General features: G+C 39.3%; 23 protein-coding genes, 1 tRNA gene and 3 pseudogenes. 11 read left to right on the forward strand and 16 right to left on the reverse strand.

All coding sequences use genetic code 11. From position 1 onward, the window contains the following. Positions 1-36: 36 nt before the first annotated feature. Genes V3224_RS10505 through V3224_RS10515 form a run of 3 tightly spaced genes read right to left on the reverse strand, consistent with a single transcriptional unit; the run spans position 37 to position 2,255 of the window. Complete coding sequence (locus tag V3224_RS10505; protein ID WP_334470411.1) at positions 37-1,044, reverse strand: replicative DNA helicase; 1,008 nt, start codon at positions 1,042-1,044, stop codon at positions 37-39. Continuing rightward, the gene (locus tag V3224_RS10510) at positions 1,025-2,095 is read right to left on the reverse strand and encodes a hypothetical protein (protein ID WP_334470412.1); all 1,071 of its coding nucleotides are present in this window, start codon (positions 2,093-2,095) and stop codon (positions 1,025-1,027) included. Before V3224_RS10510 ends, V3224_RS10505 begins: the two co-directional genes overlap by 20 nt. Then, on the reverse strand, positions 2,088-2,255 hold the full coding sequence (locus tag V3224_RS10515) for a hypothetical protein (protein ID WP_334470413.1): 168 nt from the start codon (positions 2,253-2,255) through the stop codon (positions 2,088-2,090). Before V3224_RS10515 ends, V3224_RS10510 begins: the two co-directional genes overlap by 8 nt. 602 nt (positions 2,256-2,857) lie before the next feature. Here V3224_RS10515 and V3224_RS10520 point away from each other — a divergent pair. Next, a complete protein-coding gene (locus tag V3224_RS10520; protein WP_334470414.1) occupies positions 2,858-3,454 on the forward strand; it encodes a helix-turn-helix domain-containing protein in 597 nt (198 codons plus the stop codon). 15 nt (positions 3,455-3,469) lie between these two features. After that, entirely contained in the window at positions 3,470-3,673 is a 204-nt protein-coding gene (locus tag V3224_RS10525) for a hypothetical protein (protein ID WP_334470415.1), read from the forward strand. 13 nt (positions 3,674-3,686) lie between these two features. On the opposite strand, the gene V3224_RS10530 is transcribed toward V3224_RS10525, so the two are convergent. Beyond that, positions 3,687-3,762 (reverse strand) — tRNA-Lys (locus tag V3224_RS10530). Positions 3,763-3,772: 10 nt separating this feature from the next. Further along, positions 3,773-4,159, reverse strand: coding sequence for a hypothetical protein (locus tag V3224_RS10535; protein WP_334470416.1), 387 nt, complete (start codon positions 4,157-4,159; stop codon positions 3,773-3,775). A gap of 390 nt (positions 4,160-4,549) precedes the next feature. Between V3224_RS10535 and V3224_RS10540 the strand changes: the two genes are divergently transcribed. Both V3224_RS10540 and V3224_RS10545 read left to right on the forward strand, forming a co-directional pair. Then, the gene (locus V3224_RS10540) at positions 4,550-5,236 is read left to right on the forward strand and encodes a Rha family transcriptional regulator (RefSeq protein ID WP_334470417.1); all 687 of its coding nucleotides are present in this window, start codon (positions 4,550-4,552) and stop codon (positions 5,234-5,236) included. Positions 5,237-5,859: 623 nt separating this feature from the next. Beyond that, complete coding sequence (locus V3224_RS10545) at positions 5,860-6,780, forward strand: PD-(D/E)XK nuclease-like domain-containing protein (protein WP_334470418.1); 921 nt, start codon at positions 5,860-5,862, stop codon at positions 6,778-6,780. Positions 6,781-6,814: 34 nt separating this feature from the next. Here V3224_RS10545 and V3224_RS10550 read toward each other — a convergent pair whose 3' ends face one another. Then, positions 6,815-6,955 carry a hypothetical protein gene (locus V3224_RS10550; protein WP_334470419.1) on the reverse strand — a complete coding sequence of 47 codons (141 nt, stop codon included), beginning with the start codon at positions 6,953-6,955 and terminating at the stop codon, positions 6,815-6,817. 75 nt (positions 6,956-7,030) lie between these two features. Here V3224_RS10550 and istA point away from each other — a divergent pair. Beyond that, positions 7,031-8,069: pseudogene (gene istA / locus V3224_RS10555) on the forward strand (IS21 family transposase). After that, positions 8,056-8,817 (forward strand): IS21-like element helper ATPase IstB, encoded by a 762-nt coding sequence (gene istB, locus V3224_RS10560; RefSeq protein WP_334470420.1) that lies wholly within the window; start codon positions 8,056-8,058, stop codon positions 8,815-8,817. Before istA ends, istB begins: the two are co-directional and overlap by 14 nt. 69 nt (positions 8,818-8,886) lie before the next feature. Here istB and V3224_RS10565 read toward each other — a convergent pair whose 3' ends face one another. Beyond that, positions 8,887-9,180, reverse strand: a complete 294-nt coding sequence (locus tag V3224_RS10565; protein ID WP_334470421.1) for a hypothetical protein — start codon at positions 9,178-9,180, stop codon at positions 8,887-8,889. 1 nt (position 9,181) lies between these two features. Beyond that, positions 9,182-9,466 (reverse strand): hypothetical protein, encoded by a 285-nt coding sequence (locus V3224_RS10570; RefSeq protein WP_334470422.1) that lies wholly within the window; start codon positions 9,464-9,466, stop codon positions 9,182-9,184. A 401-nt stretch (positions 9,467-9,867) separates the two neighbouring features. Here V3224_RS10570 and V3224_RS10575 point away from each other — a divergent pair. Then, a pseudogene (locus V3224_RS10575) lies at positions 9,868-10,551 on the forward strand (IS701 family transposase); the annotation flags it as partial. 197 nt (positions 10,552-10,748) lie between these two features. After that, positions 10,749-11,039, forward strand: a pseudogene (locus tag V3224_RS10580) (transposase); the annotation flags it as partial. Here the strand turns inward: V3224_RS10580 and V3224_RS10585 are convergent. The 7 genes from V3224_RS10585 to V3224_RS10615 form a co-directional block, all read right to left on the reverse strand. Further along, complete coding sequence (locus V3224_RS10585) at positions 11,036-11,734, reverse strand: KilA-N domain-containing protein (protein ID WP_334470424.1); 699 nt, start codon at positions 11,732-11,734, stop codon at positions 11,036-11,038. The pseudogene V3224_RS10580 and the gene V3224_RS10585 overlap by 4 nt on opposite strands. 54 nt (positions 11,735-11,788) lie before the next feature. Then, positions 11,789-12,157 (reverse strand): hypothetical protein, encoded by a 369-nt coding sequence (locus V3224_RS10590; protein ID WP_334470425.1) that lies wholly within the window; start codon positions 12,155-12,157, stop codon positions 11,789-11,791. A 169-nt stretch (positions 12,158-12,326) separates the two neighbouring features. Beyond that, entirely contained in the window at positions 12,327-12,587 is a 261-nt protein-coding gene (locus V3224_RS10595) for a hypothetical protein (protein ID WP_334470426.1), read from the reverse strand. After that, the gene (locus V3224_RS10600; RefSeq protein ID WP_334470427.1) at positions 12,584-13,246 is read right to left on the reverse strand and encodes an ATP-binding protein; all 663 of its coding nucleotides are present in this window, start codon (positions 13,244-13,246) and stop codon (positions 12,584-12,586) included. The genes V3224_RS10595 and V3224_RS10600 overlap by 4 nt, the downstream gene beginning before the upstream one ends. Positions 13,247-13,249: 3 nt before the next feature. Continuing rightward, positions 13,250-13,876, reverse strand: coding sequence for a YqaJ viral recombinase family protein (locus V3224_RS10605; protein WP_334470428.1), 627 nt, complete (start codon positions 13,874-13,876; stop codon positions 13,250-13,252). Further along, on the reverse strand, positions 13,876-14,163 hold the full coding sequence (locus V3224_RS10610; RefSeq protein WP_334470429.1) for a hypothetical protein: 288 nt from the start codon (positions 14,161-14,163) through the stop codon (positions 13,876-13,878). The genes V3224_RS10605 and V3224_RS10610 overlap by 1 nt, the downstream gene beginning before the upstream one ends. Before the next feature lie 562 nt (positions 14,164-14,725). Continuing rightward, positions 14,726-15,031: a Cox family DNA-binding protein gene (locus V3224_RS10615; RefSeq protein WP_334470430.1), complete on the reverse strand. Its 306-nt coding sequence runs from the start codon at positions 15,029-15,031 to the stop codon at positions 14,726-14,728. A 194-nt stretch (positions 15,032-15,225) separates the two neighbouring features. Here V3224_RS10615 and V3224_RS10620 point away from each other — a divergent pair, with 194 nt between their 5' ends. Together V3224_RS10620 and V3224_RS10625 are read left to right on the forward strand one after the other, a co-directional pair. Next, complete coding sequence (locus V3224_RS10620) at positions 15,226-15,558, forward strand: helix-turn-helix domain-containing protein (RefSeq protein WP_334470431.1); 333 nt, start codon at positions 15,226-15,228, stop codon at positions 15,556-15,558. A 137-nt stretch (positions 15,559-15,695) separates the two neighbouring features. Beyond that, positions 15,696-16,568, forward strand: a complete 873-nt coding sequence (locus tag V3224_RS10625; protein WP_334467716.1) for an IS982 family transposase — start codon at positions 15,696-15,698, stop codon at positions 16,566-16,568. 232 nt (positions 16,569-16,800) lie between these two features. On the opposite strand, the gene V3224_RS10630 is transcribed toward V3224_RS10625, so the two are convergent. After that, positions 16,801-17,706, reverse strand: a complete 906-nt coding sequence (locus V3224_RS10630; RefSeq protein ID WP_334470432.1) for an Rpn family recombination-promoting nuclease/putative transposase — start codon at positions 17,704-17,706, stop codon at positions 16,801-16,803. 206 nt (positions 17,707-17,912) lie between these two features. On the opposite strand from V3224_RS10630, the gene V3224_RS10635 reads away from it, so the two are divergent. Next, the gene (locus tag V3224_RS10635) at positions 17,913-18,491 is read left to right on the forward strand and encodes a metal-dependent hydrolase (protein WP_334470433.1); all 579 of its coding nucleotides are present in this window, start codon (positions 17,913-17,915) and stop codon (positions 18,489-18,491) included. Positions 18,492-18,525: the final 34 nt, after the last annotated feature.

Here is an 18,525-nt window from a genome sequence, read left to right on the forward strand (position 1 = left end):
CAGATTAATCATTACTTTTAAGCCATTTCTAGAATTTTATAGGCCTGTGCGAAACTCGTGATCAATACCGATAAATCCTATTTCGCCTACTTTTTGTTTTAATTTCCTGCATTCACTTTGAATATGTGATAGCGTCATTCCAGATGTATCATCAACCCAAATGTTGTTTTCATCTTTCAAATCATTAATTGCCTTACCAATCAAATGCCATTCGTATTCATCATTTGTTCCACCATAAAGCGTTGATGTATCAACCCCTGATTGCTGGCTTATCATGCGTTCAGCCATTTGATTATTTGTCATCTCCATACTAAAAAGTGCAACAGGTAATCCATTACGAGATACATTTTTTGCCAACTCAGTTAAAACGGTTGTTTTACCCATTTTTGGCCTAGCACCGATAACAAACAATGAACCTTTCACGATATATTTTGGCGCTAACATCTCATCAAGGAAATTCATTCCCGTTTTCAATCCAGTATGTTTATCCGGATGATTAAACCTGTCATCAACATCATTGAACCAATCAATCAGAATATCACTAATGTTAGTCAACCCAGATTTTCCATTATTTTTTGAATTATCAATAAATTGAGTAAACAGCATTTGGGCGATATTTATTTTTTCATCTAAGCCAATATTGCCTGGTGTCGTAAATAACCGCTGTATTTCTGCTGTTTTATTGATCGCTAATCGCTCAACCCCTTTGTCACGCACCATCCTTGCATAAGCATTGATATTTGCAGCACTCGGGGTTCGATGACTAATTTCAGCCAAATAAGCAAATCCTCCTGCCGTATTAATATCGCCAGATTTTTCGATTTCACTTGTTACCGTGATGATATCAATGGGTAAGCCCTGACTGTTTAACGTTTTTATTTTTTCAAAAATAATTCGATGAGCGCGTTGATAAAATACGTCCGGAGATAAGTTTACAATAACCTGCTGACAATTATCACCTTGAGGGTCAACGAGTAGAGAACCAATTACACTCTGTTCAGCCTCGATGTTATGCGGGACTTGGTTAAATGTTATTGCGGTCATTTGCACGATCCTCCTTGACTGATACATAGCACTTGTCAGTGATCAAATAATCCAGATTTTTTGCTCGCCAGTAGCCGCCATTACCATTGGGTCTATCTTCCGTCATCCAGCGACAGTAATTTGCTATGTAGGTCAAATAGCCCTTCCAATTCTCAAGCGTGAACGGTTTGTTATGGTTTCTAAGATATTCCCGATTACATTTTTGCCAGAATGTCCGCATTTTGATTTTACGACTATCTCTAAGCACCGTGACTTTAGACATCTCTGGTAGTATTTCATGATAGGCATCAATCATGGCCTGGTAGGGAACCGGTTTTGATTTTTTAGATTGTGATTTCTCGATTGAGAGTGATGGGTTGTTTTCGTCAGAAAACTCACCAACTACATCTTTAGATGTAGTTATTATATATTCTTGTTTAATAACTTCTTGTTCATGTCCTTCGCGGATAGCTTCGCGTTTTACTTCGCTAGTACACTCTAAAGCCTTATGATTACTGGCTTTTAAGCCTTCGCGCTTTACTTCGCACTTTACTTCGCGCGGAGGATTATTTTTAATTACTTCGCGTTTTATTTCGCTAGTACACTCTAAAGCCTCGTCACTACTGGGATTTAAACCTACGCACTTTCCTTCGGGGGCGATATTTTGATACAGTGCATAATTTGTAATCGTGATTACGGTACCGTTACGATCGCCAGAAAAAGTTAACATTCCTTCTGATTTAAAAAATTCTAATAATCTTCTGACCTGTGACTCACTTTTCGGTTTATTATGACTGTCTCTCAGTTCACCCCCTAAAATCTTAAATTTTGTAACAAGCTGACCCACACCTAAATACCATTCTCTACCACCAAAATTAACAGTAGTCGGCTTATAAGAGGCTTTTGATAACAATCTTAACCACAAGGCTAACTTAGTCTCGTTGAGTGACCACTGGGATGATAAGAGGCTACGAAATATTGCAATATGACCCTTTGTGCCATTGCTCACGGTTGAATCTCTTTGGTTTAATTTTCTACTATTGCTAAAATCAGCATAAGCAACATTACTCATGACGATCACCTCCAGTAATCCCTCTGCGATGTTCAAGACGCAATTTCGCATCTTCTAACGCTTTCCTCAGTTTTTTGATTCCCAATACGGTAAAAGAACGATTAACGCTGTCGCGTAAGATATTTTTATGTACAGCACTACAATAAAATTGATTTTTCATGTATAATCACTCCGTTATTACTTCTTTATTAAGCTCATAATTCCAGCCTCATTGGTGGCTCCCTTTGAGGCTTTGTTTATTGCAATAACAAAACCTGAATGAGCATTTTGTATTCTGTTTTTTTTGCTGATTATCTTCATCCTTATCCCTATTTATCGCCTAGGTGTTGAGTAGAATCGGGAAGAAAAAAATAATAAACTAAATATGCATTATTGTTTAATAATGTAATCAAAAAAATAAATTCAATAAAATTAAACAATTATTTTACAAAATAATTGGCAACTTGCTCGAATATCACCTTTTCCCCAAACTTGTTACATGCCTTATGTAATTTCATTATTGTCGGTAATCTCTGACCTTTCCTTGCATACCTCAAATGAACAGCAATATATTGCTCACTCAAACCCGCACTCTTAGAAAAGGCTTCTCGTTCTGCTTTGCTTAGATTATTCCAAAATAATTTAAAGTTAAAAGACATCATACATCCTCAAAATAATAAACATAAGCAATATTATAAACATTTTTTGCATTTACCGTAAAGGTCATATCGCATTTAATTAACATAAACATATTAAACATTGATTTACGAGAGAAAATGAACGATGAAAAGTATTCGTGATATACGCCGTGACAACTTAGTCTATATTCTGGAAAAATATTATGAGGGAAAACAAAATCGACTATCTGAAAAATTAGAATGCGCCCCTAATGTTATTTCCCGCTATTTATCCTCTTCAGACTTAAAGAGCCATCGGGATATTAGCGATCCAATCGCACGGAAAATAGAATATATCACCCGTCTTCCTAAATACTGGATGGATTCTGATCATCTTGCTGGAAATCTTGAAGAAACGGGTTCAGAGCGAGCAAACACCGTTATCGGTAAAATCGTTAGCGATAATCTCACCACATTTATGATGATTGATGGTGTAAAATCTCAAGCACAACTTTCCGTAAAATCCAAACTGGGACAATCAACCATCAACCGTATCGTTAAAAATGAATCGAGTGCAACCATAGATAGTCTTGAAGCCATAGCAAAAGCTTTAGGGCGTAAACCTTATGAGTTAATGTTACCCCCTAATGATAACAACGTCCTCAAATATGACCATAAAAAATTTGCTGAATTACCCTGGTCAGCAAAAGAAGAAATTCAAGATTTTATCGAATTTGTCATTCATAAATATCACGGGAAATAACACAGGATCGATAATATGTTTAGTCTCTCAGTCAATAAAATTAAGCGGATTACTAACGATAATAGGATGGATGCTGAAGAATGCAATGAAATGTATCGTGATAAATCCTTTTACAGTAACAAACAGACTGAATTTATTCGGTACAATAAGAAATCAATAAATAACTTTGAGAAGCTCCCTGCTGCTCAGGAAAAAACACCAACGAGCGAGAACGGATGAATAAAATATTGCGTGGTGGGCTATGCAGGGCTCGAACCTGCGACCGATGGATTAAGAGTCCACTGCTCTACCAACTGAGCTAATAACCCATAATATCTTTTACAACGCAGGCATCAAAAAAGCTTTTACCACAAGAGAAAGGATACCCAAAATACCCGCCCCTAACATCCAGCGAATTAACTTTTGCTCAGCACGAATACCGGACATTTCGAGTTGTAGGTCTTTGCGGACTAAGGATATTTGTGTGGTTAAATCTTTACGAACATCGTCTAAATCGCGTTTGACCATTGAGATCTCAGCAGATAAATCCTTGCGGACATCTGCAATATCACGCTTAACTTCAGTAATATCTGCCTTGGTAGCAAGGTCAGCGACTTCATGTGATTTACGTATCACAAGAGATATTGCCTTTGCCTGATTTCTTGGCAACCCTTCTTTTTCTAAAGCTTCAACAAATTCTTGTGTATCAAATGCGACCTGTCCCATGAATGCACCTCCTGTTTTAGCTAGTATAACGTAATAAGCAATCTTTTTCATTACCAAAATGATATACTAACTTATCTGTTTATCTCCTTCCAAATACATAAACAAAATGGTATATTTACTTTTCCAAAATGATGCGCCATAGTTAATATACACCAGCTAATTTGGTGTCGGGATTGACACCCCGCCGAGATTCACCGCGACAATAATACACGCCGCGAGCGTGTTTTTTGTTGTATAATTTCCGCACATCATAATCAATGGTGGGCTGAATGGGGCAGCCATAAGGCTGGCCGGAAGGTGAACCCGGTAGTGTCAACCCTGTTCAGTTCACCGCCAACGAGTTTGACACCTCAAGGTGGTGAGTAATTTAGTTCACTATCGGAGGTCATCATGACACTTCAAATATCCGCTATCCCCCCTAAAGTTACTGTTCATAACGGCAAAGCCATCACCACGTCTCAAAACGTTGCTGATTACTTTGCTAAGCTACATAAGAATGTTATTCGTAGTATTCAATTATTAGATTGTTCTCCAGAATTTAACCGGCTCAATTTTGAGCCCGTTAATTACATCGATAGTAAAGGTGAAAAGCGTCTTATGTATGAAATGACTAAAGATGGTTTTTTCTTCCTAGGCATGGGATTTACAGGCAAAAAAGCAGCTCAATTCAAGGAAGCCTATATTGCTGAATTTAATCGCATGGAAGCAGAGCTCATAGCTAGACGTTATCGGAGTATTAACAATCTATCTAGTTCAGAAGATCTCATCGCATTAGTGGATAAATTACAGAAAGTCATCCATGAAGGGGAGTTTATTCCTTCTGGTCAGACCATTCATGAATATAACCTACCTAAAACAGGTAAAACGCTCTCCAATATCATCAATGACTTTATCAACTATCCCAAGAAAGACACGCTTCATATCCTTTTAGCCTGGCTAAAAAAAGATGGCCATAACGTTGAAGAAGCAGAACGGGTATTAGAGTATATCCGCACAGAAATGAAAAACATAACGTTAGCCATTGCTAAGTTACGTACCCATGCTCAGTATATCGAGCATGTAGTCAGTCAACTTTAAAGCACAGAGCACCGGACTTCCGGTGCTTTTTAATAAATATAACAAATATGTTTATTTTTTTCGCTAAAACCCATTGACAATGATCTTTTATGGTTTATTATTTATCATATAATAATCAAAGTGGTTAACTTTACAGTCGAACGGCGCGACTATAAACCCTGCGTCGGGTGCTCGGCGGGTTCAATGATGAACGGCAATGATGCGCAAACTAACAAAGTACTAATTATAGGTCATTCGCAGAGTGACCTATGGTGAGTATATAACGACCTCTTCAAAAGAGGTTTTTTTAATGCAAAAATAAATAACCAATTAGTTTATTAACAATAATTTATTATATCAAAAATGGTATTTGTGTATTTATCGTATCAGGTAAAAAGCAGTCTTTACATCATTTAAAGCAGGTATTTCTTGGGCATATACAACAAAACTTGCTATCAGAACAGATAACTTAATAGGTAACCAACATGATCAGTCATCAATGTCAATCAATAAGCAATCAAAATGAATATACCGCTTCAATTAATACTACCAATAATAATAAACAAAATGTTTATATTGACCCAGGGAGATAAACACATATTTCAAACAACGTTTACCATGCTTCAAACGGAATTAGCAGTACAATGTTGAAAGATGTACGTATCAGCTTAATGTATTATCATCGTCGTCATATTAAAAAAGAGATAAAATTTGAACGCTCAGAAGCGTTAGATTTCGGTAATTTATTCCACACCCTTGTATTAGAGCCTGAAAAAATCAAGACTGAATTCAGTTTACCACCAATAATACCGGATAATGCCTTTACTAATACGGATTCATTAAAAGCGTTTATTCGGGAATATAACGCCGACAAACAAAAATCCGCACAACTTAAATTAACAGGCAAAAAAGAAGAACTCATCGAAACTATCAAATCTGTTAAACCTGATGCCGTATTCGCTGATGAATTAATACAAGCATGGACAAATGATAGCTCACGCATCCGCATTACTGCCGATCAATACCAACTGGCAAGCCCTATGCAACAAGCTGTATTAAAGCATCCAGAAGCCAATAAGATCATTAGTCATCCTAATCGTTCTATCGAACTCAGTTACTACGGTATTGATGAGGATACCGGATTAGAAATCCGAGTACGTCCTGATCTTGAAATTCAATTATCTCATGATCATCGTATTGGCTTTGATTTGAAATCAGCTTCATTAGGCCGATTCAAACAAGAAATGATAGAAGCCATGATCAAGCGCGAGATTATTCATCGGGATTATCATATCAGTGCAGCAATGTACTGTGATATCGCCATGTTAGATCAGTTTTTCTGGATATTTGTTAACAAGGATGAAAATTATCATTGGGTGGCAATTGTAGAGGCCTCACCAGAACTTTTAGAGCTTGGTCGCCTTGAATACAAGAAAACGCTTCGTGACATCAACCAGGCAATGAAAACCAATTATTGGCCGGAGCCGATTACCTCCACTTTCATTGTCAATCTAAGTGATTTTGAGCAACGAAAATTAGAAAAACTACAGCTAAATGCCGCCTAATACATTCAGGATTCTTATTTTCATTCAAATATACTTATTTAAATTCAGGAATATTTATTATGTCAGAAATAGCAACCGCAAATACCCATAATGCTAATCTATCAATATTTAACGCGGACAGCATCAGTAAAATGATACAATTTGCTGAAGTCATGGCTAAAGTGTCACCAATCATGCAAAACTGATCCACTAACGATCATCTAAAACTGATCCACTTGGTATTATTCGCACATTTTTGTACGGACAATTTATGTTAACCAAGGAGATATTTGTGGATATTCATGTTCGCTTTGCACAAGGACAAAGCCTTCGAAAAATTGCCCGTGAATTGGGCATATCCCGTAACACCGTAAAACATCATTTACAACAACAGACAATGCCAACTTATGCTAAAAGAAGTCAACAACCGACTAAATTAGCACCCTTTAAACCTTATTTGCTTCAGCGAATTGAACTGGCTAAACCTGATTGGATCCCTGCAACAGTCTTATTTGATGAAGTAGTTGAAAGCGGCTATCAAGGCGGTATTGCTCAATTACGCCGATTTGTTTGTCAATTTAAACCAAGCATTGTTCCCGAAGCTGTCGTCCGTTTTGAAACACAGCCAGGTCAACAAATGCAAATCGACTTCACCAGCATCCGGCGAGGTAAAAAATCACTAAAAGCGTTTGGTGCAACGCTAGGCTATTCGCGTGCGAGTTATGTAAAGTTCTTTGATAATGAACGAGCAGAATCCTGGCAACAAGGTTTACGAGAAGCTTTCGACTATTTTGGTGGTGTACCACAGGAAATATTGTGTGATAACGCAAAATCCCTCATCATCGAACGGGATGCTTATGCAGAAGGTGAACATAAATTACATGTCGAAATGCTTCAAATGTCGAAAGATTACGGGTTTAAATTGTGTGCTTGCAAGCCCTACAGGGCAAAAACTAAAGGGAAAGTAGAGCGCTTTAACCACTATTTAAAAAACAGCTTTATCGTACCATTAAATACCGACCTTCGTGCTCATAATCTTGAACTGGATATTGAGATAGCTAATGCAAGAGTGGGGCCCTGGTTACAACGCTGCCCATCAGCGGATTCATGGAACAACGTTAGAGAAGCCAGCAGATAGACTAGCTAAGGAAGTTAAGTATCTTCTACCCTTACCAGCAAGGGTTTGCCAATCTATCCCGCAGACTGATACGCTTAATATCCGTATCGTACCGCCCCTTGAATCTGTCAGTTTGCAACACTCAATCAACGTATACGAAGCATTGCTGGGAGGTGAACATGTTATTGCATGAACAAATTGAACACCTGTGTGAGTCATTGAAATTAAATTCTATTCCGACTCATTGGTCATCACTTGCCGAACAATGCATTGCCCAAGACAAAAGCTACGGAGAGTTTTTACTGTGCCTATTAAAATGTGAGCAACAACAACGAGATGAACGAACCCGTAATCTTTTGAGTCGGATGGCAGGATTCCCAGCACATAAAGAACTTAATACGTTCGATTTTAAGTTTGCAACGGGGATCCCCAAACAACACATACAGGAATTAAGCGCATTAACGTTTATTGAACGTAATGAAAATGTCGTGTTGCTTGGCCCAAGCGGTGTAGGCAAAACGCATTTAGCTATTGGGTTAGGATTAAAAGCAGTACAGGCCAAGAAGAAAACCCGCTTTACCACGGCAGCTGAACTGATGTTGCAACTCTCAACTGCCAAACGACAAAATAAGCTCAAACAATATCTATCACGTTCGGTGATGGCCCCGAAATTGTTGATTATCGATGAGATTGGATACCTGCCGTTTGGGCGAGAAGAAGCAAACCTGTTTTTCAATGTGATTGCCAAGCGTTATGAGCATGGCAGTGTCATATTGACGAGTAACTTATCATTTGGGCAATGGCCAAATGCTTTTGCTGATGACGCAACATTAACTGCCGCTATGCTTGCTCGTTTACTTCATCATTCGCATGTACTGCAATTAAGCGGTGAAAGCTATCGATTGAAAGATAAGCGGCGCTCAGGAGCAATGACTGAGTAAAAGTGGATCAATTTTGATTGATCGGATTTAGCTAAAAAGTGGATCAGTTTTCGGTGATCGTTGACAACGTTAGTCATGACGAGGCTGCTGCAAATCACTTTCTTTAATTAAATCGACTTTTAATAAACTATCTCTCAACTCCCATTCGTCGATTTCCTTAAAAATGCAGCTAATGTCTTCTCGTAAATAGTCAATAATTTCAGGAAGCCAAGGCATTGGCTCATGTTCACACGAATGTTTGTTTATGTGCTCGTAAATATATCCCGCTACTTCCATCGCTCTAATAAGCCTAATTCGGCTTTTATAACTAATTTCTGGTCTTATTTTTTCCTGCTGTGCAGTCGAGGTATCAACAATTCTCATGTTAATTTACCCCCATACCAGTACGTACAGGTTGACGACCGGCCCAGATTAGGCGGCTGTCTTTGAACATGGAGTTGAAAGTGCGGCGATCTTGGCGGGTAAGTGACACTTTGCCGTAAGGGGTAGTGGTGTATTCTGGGATAATCCAGTAGGTATCAATAAATTCAGGGCGAGTTTGGGTGGTAGCAACCATAGTGGTAGCCTCTTGATTAGGTTTTTCAAACCTCACCAACCCGATTCCAAACGGGGTGGCCAGACGTAACGGAGTTGGAATACCGGCAATCAAGAAACCCGGCGAGCCTTACGGCTCCCCCGCTACGTCCCACCATAATTTAGGGGTGCAACTTTGGTTTAACGGAAGCAAAAAAACCGCTTATAGCGGCTAACGTCCGCTTGATTACTTGGGATTCCAAACCCGGCACCCGTTTTGTTAAGGTGCTGAGTACAATATAGCGCATGTTTTGCTCTTTCGTCAATGCGTACATGGGGTTATGCCGCAATTCCGTTCATCATGACGCTTAAGAGCTTAGGAAACAGGCTATCGTAGAAGTGTGGCTGCGTCTGGCGCGGGTTATTGTTGTCTGTCAGGTTCTTACCGAACTGCAAACCTTTCTCAGTCACGAGTTTCGCAATCTCCAAAAAAGAAGTATAAATTTAAAAACAAGAAAAAATCAGGGTGTTCATATTTTGTCGGGTTATCCATGTATTAAAGATATCTATAAAACATTCTTACAAGTAAGCAGTTTAAGATACTCTGGTTTAGCGTTATCAGAAGTAAGCCCATCGCCTTTATCTCATGACACTGTTAGCCGATGGCTAAAAAGTAGATGTATTAGACCTAAAGACCTATGGCGATTAGTTGAACCTTCTATAGACAAAAAAAGCCCTTGCGTACTAATTGCCGATGATACATTGATTGCCAAAACACGTAGTAAAAAAATAGAGATGGTCCATTATCAATATTCAGGTAATGAACATGAGGTTATTGCTGGCATAGGTTTAGTTAATTTGCTTTGGCATGATCTGACGAAGGTTGAATCAATTCCTATCAATTATCGTATTTATGATAAAGATTCTGATGGAAAAACAAAAAACACGCACTTTTCCGAAATGCTCACTCTTGCTAAAAAAAGAGGGATCATGCCAGAAGCGGTAGTGATGGATGCTTGGTATTCTAGCCTGGATAACCTGAAATCAATTCGCTCTCATGGTTGGATCTGGGTAACCACGCTGAGGAAAAATAGGATTGTTAACCATAACAAACAACTGAACAAGTTAGACATCTCAGAAGAAGGAACGTCAATACACTTGCGAGGATATGGTTGGGTAACCGTTTTCAAATTTACAGCCAAAAACGGCCGTATTGATTACATACACGAGTTTCGCACCGGCATATAAAATTCTAGAAATGGCTTCAGAACAATAATTAATCTGTAACTTGCTAAGACGTATAAATTTACTTAAATTACAATAAGTTATTTTTAATTTATGAGATTTTTTCTATTTATATATTATGCTGAATTAAACTTAAAAATAGAGCGTTTTTTTATTGGTGCGAAACTCGTGACATAGTAACAAACAAAGAGAATCCCACCCGTCAATACGTCAAATCTATCATGGATGCCCGTTGGTCTGTTGAAGTTTATCATCGAGAAGTTAAACAAAACTGTGGTATTGAACGCTGTCAGGCTCGCACGAGCCGAGCGCAAAGAAATCATATTTTTCTCGCTATTTCTGCGTGGTTTGAACAACATAAACGTCGTATATCTGAAAAAATAACCCTTTATCAACAAAATTGGGACGTAATCAAAAGTGCTATTACTGAGCAAATCCGTGTTTTATTAGCGTACCCAAATTAGTTTTGTGCGAAACTCGTGTCAGTTAACGACCAGAACAGTTTTTCTTTATCAGGATGCTTGCTACTGGGTCTTGATTTACGTTCAGCGAGTCCGAGCAATTGCAGCCGCCGATAGCCAGATTGGGCTGTGTAGGGTTTCCCGTGTAGCAGTAAAAGCTCAGTGAGCGAATGGGTGACTTCACTTGATCCTGTTACATTGCCCTCTGGTGCGTCTACCGTGTAGGCTGGTAGAATATCTGGCATGCCAAGGGACGATTGGAGTTTTTTCATTGCTCCCAACATGGCGGAAGGTGCTATGCGTAGCTCTTGCTTGTAGAAAGCGAGCATTGCCAGTCCAGCCTGTACTTTTTCGACCAGTATGCCGTTGCTGGATTTCACAGAATTACGAAATTGCTCATATACCTGAACTTCAAATGCTGGTTCAATCCATGCCGCATAGCGAATAGCCACAAGTTCATCTGCCCAAGTCCCTGATTCGGTACCACCTTTAATGACATTAACCGAAACCCTTTTTTGGGCTTCGCTCAAAGATTGTACAAATGCAGCTATACCATCAGAACGCATAAATTTTGAAGGACGCTGAGAATCAGTCGCTTTACCTTGAGCAACGGCAGCACGATGTAAATCATTCAAACAATAACGCCCGAAAGCGTCCTGATGGACGACGGTATTTTCAATTACAATTAACTTGGTCATAATAATTTTTTCATTGTTAAATGAATTTGGTTGAAATGCATTGATGGGGAACTTTTAAATTCGCGTTGGCATAACGATAACGAATGTCTTTTTGTTTAACTCGACAGTTGCGGCATTGTCATTACCGTTAGGTTTAATTTTTATTGATTGGTATTTGGGGTTATAAATTTTTGCGGCCTTCTCGATATCTGCAAGATAGCTGGCATTGAAGCCAATTTCTGAAACGGGCTTGTTTTCCTTGGGTATTATTCGGCTAATATCAGGGTATTTCCCGTCAATAACCTCACAAATTGCTACACCAACCCTTATACCGAAACAATCAAGGTAAGTGACAATACCCAATTCGGTGTCTATTTTTGCCTTATCAAATTTGACGAACTTAGGCCCTTTGATAGCAACGATAACGTTTTCTTTCAGATCCACGAGTTTCGCACAGGCCTATAAAATTCTAGAAATGGCTTAAAAGTAATGATTAATCTGCAAGTTACTGAAATGCATAAATTCACTTAATTTACAATAAGTTATATTTAATTTATAAGGTTTTATCTATTTACATATTATGCTGAATTAAACTTAAAAATAGAGCGTTTTTTTATTGGTGCGAAACTCGTGTCATATTGACACCGAATTTATTTGGCGTACCGTCTTTTTTCTTCGTGTATACATTCAGATAATTTGCTTTCTTGCCATCATCTGCTTCAACCGAAAATTCAATTGATTCAGCGCCGCCGCTACTGGTCATATATTTTGCTTCCTGAATCGTGACCACATAAGCGCCGGATTCATTGATAAATGCACTTTGACCGGCGGCTAATGCAGCCTCTTGATTGTACGTGAATGTTATATTATTCATTGATTAACTCTCTTCGTTTTATTAATTCCATAGTAAGCGCAGATGGTGTCATCAACATATTTCAGGTCATTTTCAATCAGCGTGTCGCTAAACATACCCATAGGACTTTTGCAGCAGTCCATGCCGTTAGTTTGCGTAGAAAAGAGATAATTTCCGTTATTGACGGTTGCCCGTAAAACGATGGTGAAAAAACTTTCAGGGATAATCACTTGGTCAACCATCTTTCCAACCGTTTTCATTCTAATGTTACCAAAATCATCGGTTTGGGTATGAGCGAGAATATAAATCCGTCTGTTTTCTGCCAGCTTTCCAGCCGTATTGAGTATTAACCACGTGTGCTTACCGATATCAGTAAACTTGTCGTAGCTTTTTTCACTGGAACGACTCATTAACTCGTTGACAAGAACATGTTGATAATCATCAATAATGAAAACTTCACGAGAGGAATGCTTCATGATGTATTCAATTTTTAACGGATTATCTTCTTTAATAACACTGCCATCTTCGTTTAATTTATTTCTTACTTTCCAATGCGTTGATTGAAACGGTAATGGCTTGTCTATACATTGGATTAGGAGAGTTTTTTGTGGATCAAGATTGCGCAGGCTGGTTGATTTTCCCCCTCCCGAATCACCCAGAATTAATGTTGCAATGCTCACGGGTTATCCTCGTTGAATGATGCACATGGTTTCATCGATTAAATGAATAAAATCCTCTCGTCTAGTGCGAAGAGTGGAAATGTCTTCTTCATAATCGCCTCTCAGTAGGCGATAAATGATTAACTGTTTGTTTTCAGGAAAATCAGCGCAATAACTAACAAAATCAACCCAATCTCTGCCCGTGCAATCAAGATGTCCGATAAGCTGCCATTTGTAGGCCGGGTCAAAAGAGCCTCGTTGCAAGGGGGCAAAATGCACAGCAGCGGTAACGGATTTTATTTCTATCACGCCATCATTTCCAACTAATCCGTCTGGACTATCGCCATAATCACCGAGGTCGAAAAATCCGCCATTGGTGACATCAACATTTCTCTCAATCTCATAGAGCATTCTGGCCATCGGCTCTTGTTCATGACCGCGCTGCATGTGCCAATTTGTATAGCTGGAATCAGAATCCGATTTTTTCCCGTTGATGATTTCAAGTGCAATCTGTATTGCATATCGCTTTGCCGGTTCACCAAAAGCCCTCCCAGCGTTTGCCATCAAGCAACCAAATTGAGACGCAGTCACTTTTCCTGTTCTCAGTTCATTCCACACTTCGGTATTTTGTTCTACATTATGCCACTGCATTATGCTGGCACCTCGTAGTAAGCATCACGGCATCGCATCAGATACAGAATTTGCGCCGCTGTCTGCATAACGTCATACAGCGCGTCATTAAAGCTATCAGTAGTTTCTAGTGCCAGCAATAAAGCATCATATTTTTCACCTGACTTTGAACTAGAAAATAGTTGAGCAATATAGGGATTAGTCAAGATCTCGTATAAGTATTCACCCTCTGGTACACATGCCTCTACTTCCTCGATTGTTAAGTGTTTCCTCGCTCGAAGAATTTCATTATCAGTTTGAATGTCCATACTGCTTCCTTCTTCGGCGATAGCGGTTCTTGACCGTATAGAGATACGTTTTTACTAGACAGCGGTTGTTAATACTGTCTGTCGGGTATCTATCTACTTGATTTTTAAATGACGCGAGAAGGTTTACGACATCGTGTTCTTGCGTGTGATGTTCGGCGGGTTCCCGCCATATATTATTAATGATTTCTTCGGTTGAGCGTTTTTTTAGTAAACTTAATCTTATTGTGCGTATTCGAGATTGGTCGCGATAATACATTTGACGCCGTTCACGGCAACGTTGGCGAGCATTCATTGATGAATATCTCCTCCATAAGAAGATTTATGCTAAGCACGAAACGTACTTACTACAAATCCACCTATTGGTTATTCAGTGTTTGTGTACACCTGTATCGGCATACCCCGATCGGAAAGTCCCTACGTAAAGTAGGCTCAACTTCGCTTCACATAAACTTCATGCTTAGCTATCAGCAAATTACAGGCACAACTTCCCTGCCATCCGTTTCACAGATTTTGTTTACTGATACCGTTTTGTTAAAGAGCAGGTCACAGCCCTACACGCTGGCTATGAGCTTTCGTTCAGACTTTTTGCTTGGTCATTCAACCCAAGCCACTTAAGCCAAGCATCACGTTCTTCTGCGGGACGATTAAAGTAGGCTTCTCGTACTATGCGATTGAATTCAGGCAGGTATATCCACCTTTCCCCAACTCTGGCGTTGGGTTTGTTTGGATCGCGCAAGTTAATGACGGGTAACTTTTGGTTTTCAACCATTTCATTGACTGCACTAGGAGTTTTACCGAGCAATTCAGCAAATTTTTTTATGTTCACTGCGTCTATCGGATATCTGATTTCGTAGTCGTCGTTGCTCACTTCGCCCCCTCATTAATCCTTTCCAACCGCTTTATACCGCTTCTAACCGCTTAAAAACCAAAAATCTGGTATGCTTAACACTGGGTGCATTTGCCTCGATTTACGCAGTTTTAGTTTGGTTTTGTGGCATTTGTATGGATTTAAGTTATTCTGATATGAACAACACTAGATAAGGTTATTCGGATATGAACAACATGTCAAGTCTTGGAGAAAAAATTAGAAAAATAAGAGAAGCAGAGGGAATTAATAGAAGAGATTTATCAATCATGCTTAACATACCGTATTCTTCACTAAACAACTATGAGGCTGGAAGGATACAAGTAACTGAAAATATTATGGTTAGAATAACCAATCATCCTCTTTTTAAAAAATATACGTTATGGCTAATGACAGGCGATATCGCTCCGTCTGCCGGCCAAATCGAGCCGGCTCTCACACATAGTGGGTTGGATCAATCAGAAGTTACAAGTCGAGCAAAAACGATAGCCAAAATAAAATCATCTCAATTCGACCAGAAGATTGGGTGATGCTGTACGAGTTCTATTTAACCTGAGTTCGGGATAAGAAATAAAGAGAAAGTCTTGATATTCAAATAGTTGAATGAGCCTGTTTTGTTAAAATACTCTAACAGTCTGGTTAAAGAGTAGAGCATTGTTAAACAATTATGGAAAATCTTACTGAACTTTATTGCCTGATGGATGATTTTTGCAAAGACTTCGAGCCAAAAATGCATGAATATTTGCTGACTAACGGTACTAAGCGTCGTAGACGGTCTACTCAGCTTTCGTTGGCGGAAATGATGACACTGGTTGTGTTGTTTCATCAACTCCGATTCAGGCAATTCAAGGTATTTTATCTCTATTATGTCCGCTTATATCTCCGGAAGGAATTTCCTAACTTGCCATCCTATTCACGCTGTGTAGAGTTACTTCCGCGTAGTGCCTTAGCGTTAACGGCACTGTTTGAGTCAATTAAGGGAAAATGCACGGGGCTATCGGTTGCCGATTCTACTCCGATAGCGGTGTGTGATAACTTACGGATCCGCAGACATAAAGTCTTCAATGGGATAGCTGAACGGGGAAAAAATTCAACAGGTTGGTTCTTTGGTTTCAAGCTTCATGTAATTATCAATCATTTGGGGGAAATACTCAGTTTTCGACTCACACCAGGAAACACCGATGATCGGAAACCATTGCCTGAGCTGACAAAGGATCTTTCTGGTTGTTTGTACGCAGATAAAGGGTATTTATCGGCTTCACTGAAACAGCAACTCAAAACGATGGGAATTAGCCTTATAACGAATATCAAGAAGAAAATGAAGCCTATTAAACAGACTTGTTTCGACAAAGCCATCTTGCGTCATCGTTCTGTCATTGAAACGGTATTTGATGAGTTAAAAAATCTTTGTCAAATAGAGCATACGCGACATCGCTCTCCGGCTAACTTTGTAGTGAATTTATTAGGCGGACTGGTTGCATATTGTTTAATGCCATCTAAACCAAAGATACCTGTTGCAGGTACGTATCTTCAAGTATAATTGATAATGCTTATCCCGAACTCAGGTTATTTAGAATGGAAAAAAAAGCACTAAGTGTCGGTATGCAATTAGATAAAATATAACGTTATCTTTATAATTAGTAGGTTAATTAAGACATTTCATTCAAAAAGTGAGGAGCTACTGAAAGGAGAAGATAGCTGGTTAACATAAATAGTTTATTGTATATTAAAGGGGTTTTACATCTAAGCTAGAGGCAAGCTAGCTTCTTGCCTCATAGTTTATCTAGTTCATTATCTGAAAGGCCAGTGGCAATCTTCACTAGATTACGCTCTGCACCATTGGCTAAAAGTTGTCGAGCTATCTTCGTTGAAGCATCCTTCTGGCCTAGCTGGTAGCCTTCATGTTTGCCTTTTTCGCGGCCTTTAGCCTCAAGCTGTTCTGCAATAGTCATAAAATCCTCCCGGTAAGTCGGTGCTTTTTCTGCAAGGGTACGTATGAATCCCTCGCCGTCAATCGTATTTCCTGCTTTAGCTATATAATATAATAAACTCTTGCATTGTTCTTTGGAATATTGCCATTTTTCTATTAGATTAGCTAATTCCACGGCAAGTTCCAACATATCGCGCGTTCTGATGTGTTTTTGTACTAGTTGCAGGAGAGCTACTCGGCGGTGCGTCAGGATCTCTTCATCCGGTATTGTGGTGATATCAACCAGCGGGAACGCTTGTTGGTCCACCGTAGCTGCCAGTTCTGGATCGGCAAAACAGTCCAGAAAGTGCGTGCTATAAGGATAAGGTGACGTAACGCCCTGATAGAACAAGATCGGTATGACTACCGGCAAGGTGTCGTTGCCTTGTTCAAGGTGCCGCTGCATGGCTGCTACGCTGTACCGTAGAAGCCTGAATGCCATAAGCTTTTCAGGGCGGCTCTGGTGCTCGACTACTGTGTATATATAACCTTTCCCCGAATTCGTCTGCACGGAGTAAAGCATATCTGAACACTGGGTACGAAGGTCGTCTTCGATAAAGCTGCCTGATTCCATTGCAAGAGTGCTGAAATCGCAGCGCTCTCGAAGATGAGATGGCAAATGTACTTCCAGAAAGTCCCTCGCTATAGCGATATCGCCAAGGAACTTTTTGAATAGCGAGTCATGTTGGGATAGTGATGATTTTGTCATGGGTGTAGTATATCGCGTTAAGGGGATAGTCTACCATTGAAATTACTGAACCTTTAATAAGCCGGATCGCTTTTGATGAATATCACTAACAGCTATCTAGCATGGACCGTTTTTTTAACTTAGTAAACTGTTGATTGTTGAATTATTTTAGATGCATAATGCACGCAAAAAATAATTATATCAAAATATAACTATGTGTGGTGACTATGACTGCTGGCGGGCATTTCATCTTTGCTTTAGCAAGCGCTATTTTTGCGAAGAAATTGGCGTTATCACCAGCATTAGCTCAAGGGAACTGGGGGCATATCATTATTGGCGGAATATTAACCTGCCTACTACCAGACATCGATCACCCCAAGTCTTTTTTAGGCCAACGATTAAAATGGCTTTCGATACCCATTGCCAAAGTGTTCGGTCATAGAGGCATTACTCACAGTTTTCTGGCTATTGTAGGGTGCAGCATATTTCTTTCTTCAGACTTATTGTCACGAATTATCATTCCGATACCGGTAGATTTTGTCCATGCCATGGTCGTTGGTTATATTAGCCACGTTGTATCTGATATGTTAACACCAGCAGGAATACCGTTACTATGGCCATATCGTCGACGTTTCTGTATGCCAATATTGAACCCCAGTAAATATCCTAAGTGGGAACGAATATTTTGTGTATTGGTACTGGTATGTGCTGTTCTGTATCCCTTTGACATATTAATAAGTAATAAATTATGGGTTACTGATTTTATACAGAATATATGGCAATGGGCATCTAACAATTTGATTTGAAACCGAATTTTACATAAAATATTGCTTTTAAGTG

The sequence above is a fragment of the Arsenophonus sp. PmNCSU2021_1 genome (assembly GCF_036919435.1).
GTDB classification, from domain to species: Bacteria; Pseudomonadota; Gammaproteobacteria; order Enterobacterales; family Enterobacteriaceae; genus Arsenophonus; species Arsenophonus nilaparvatae.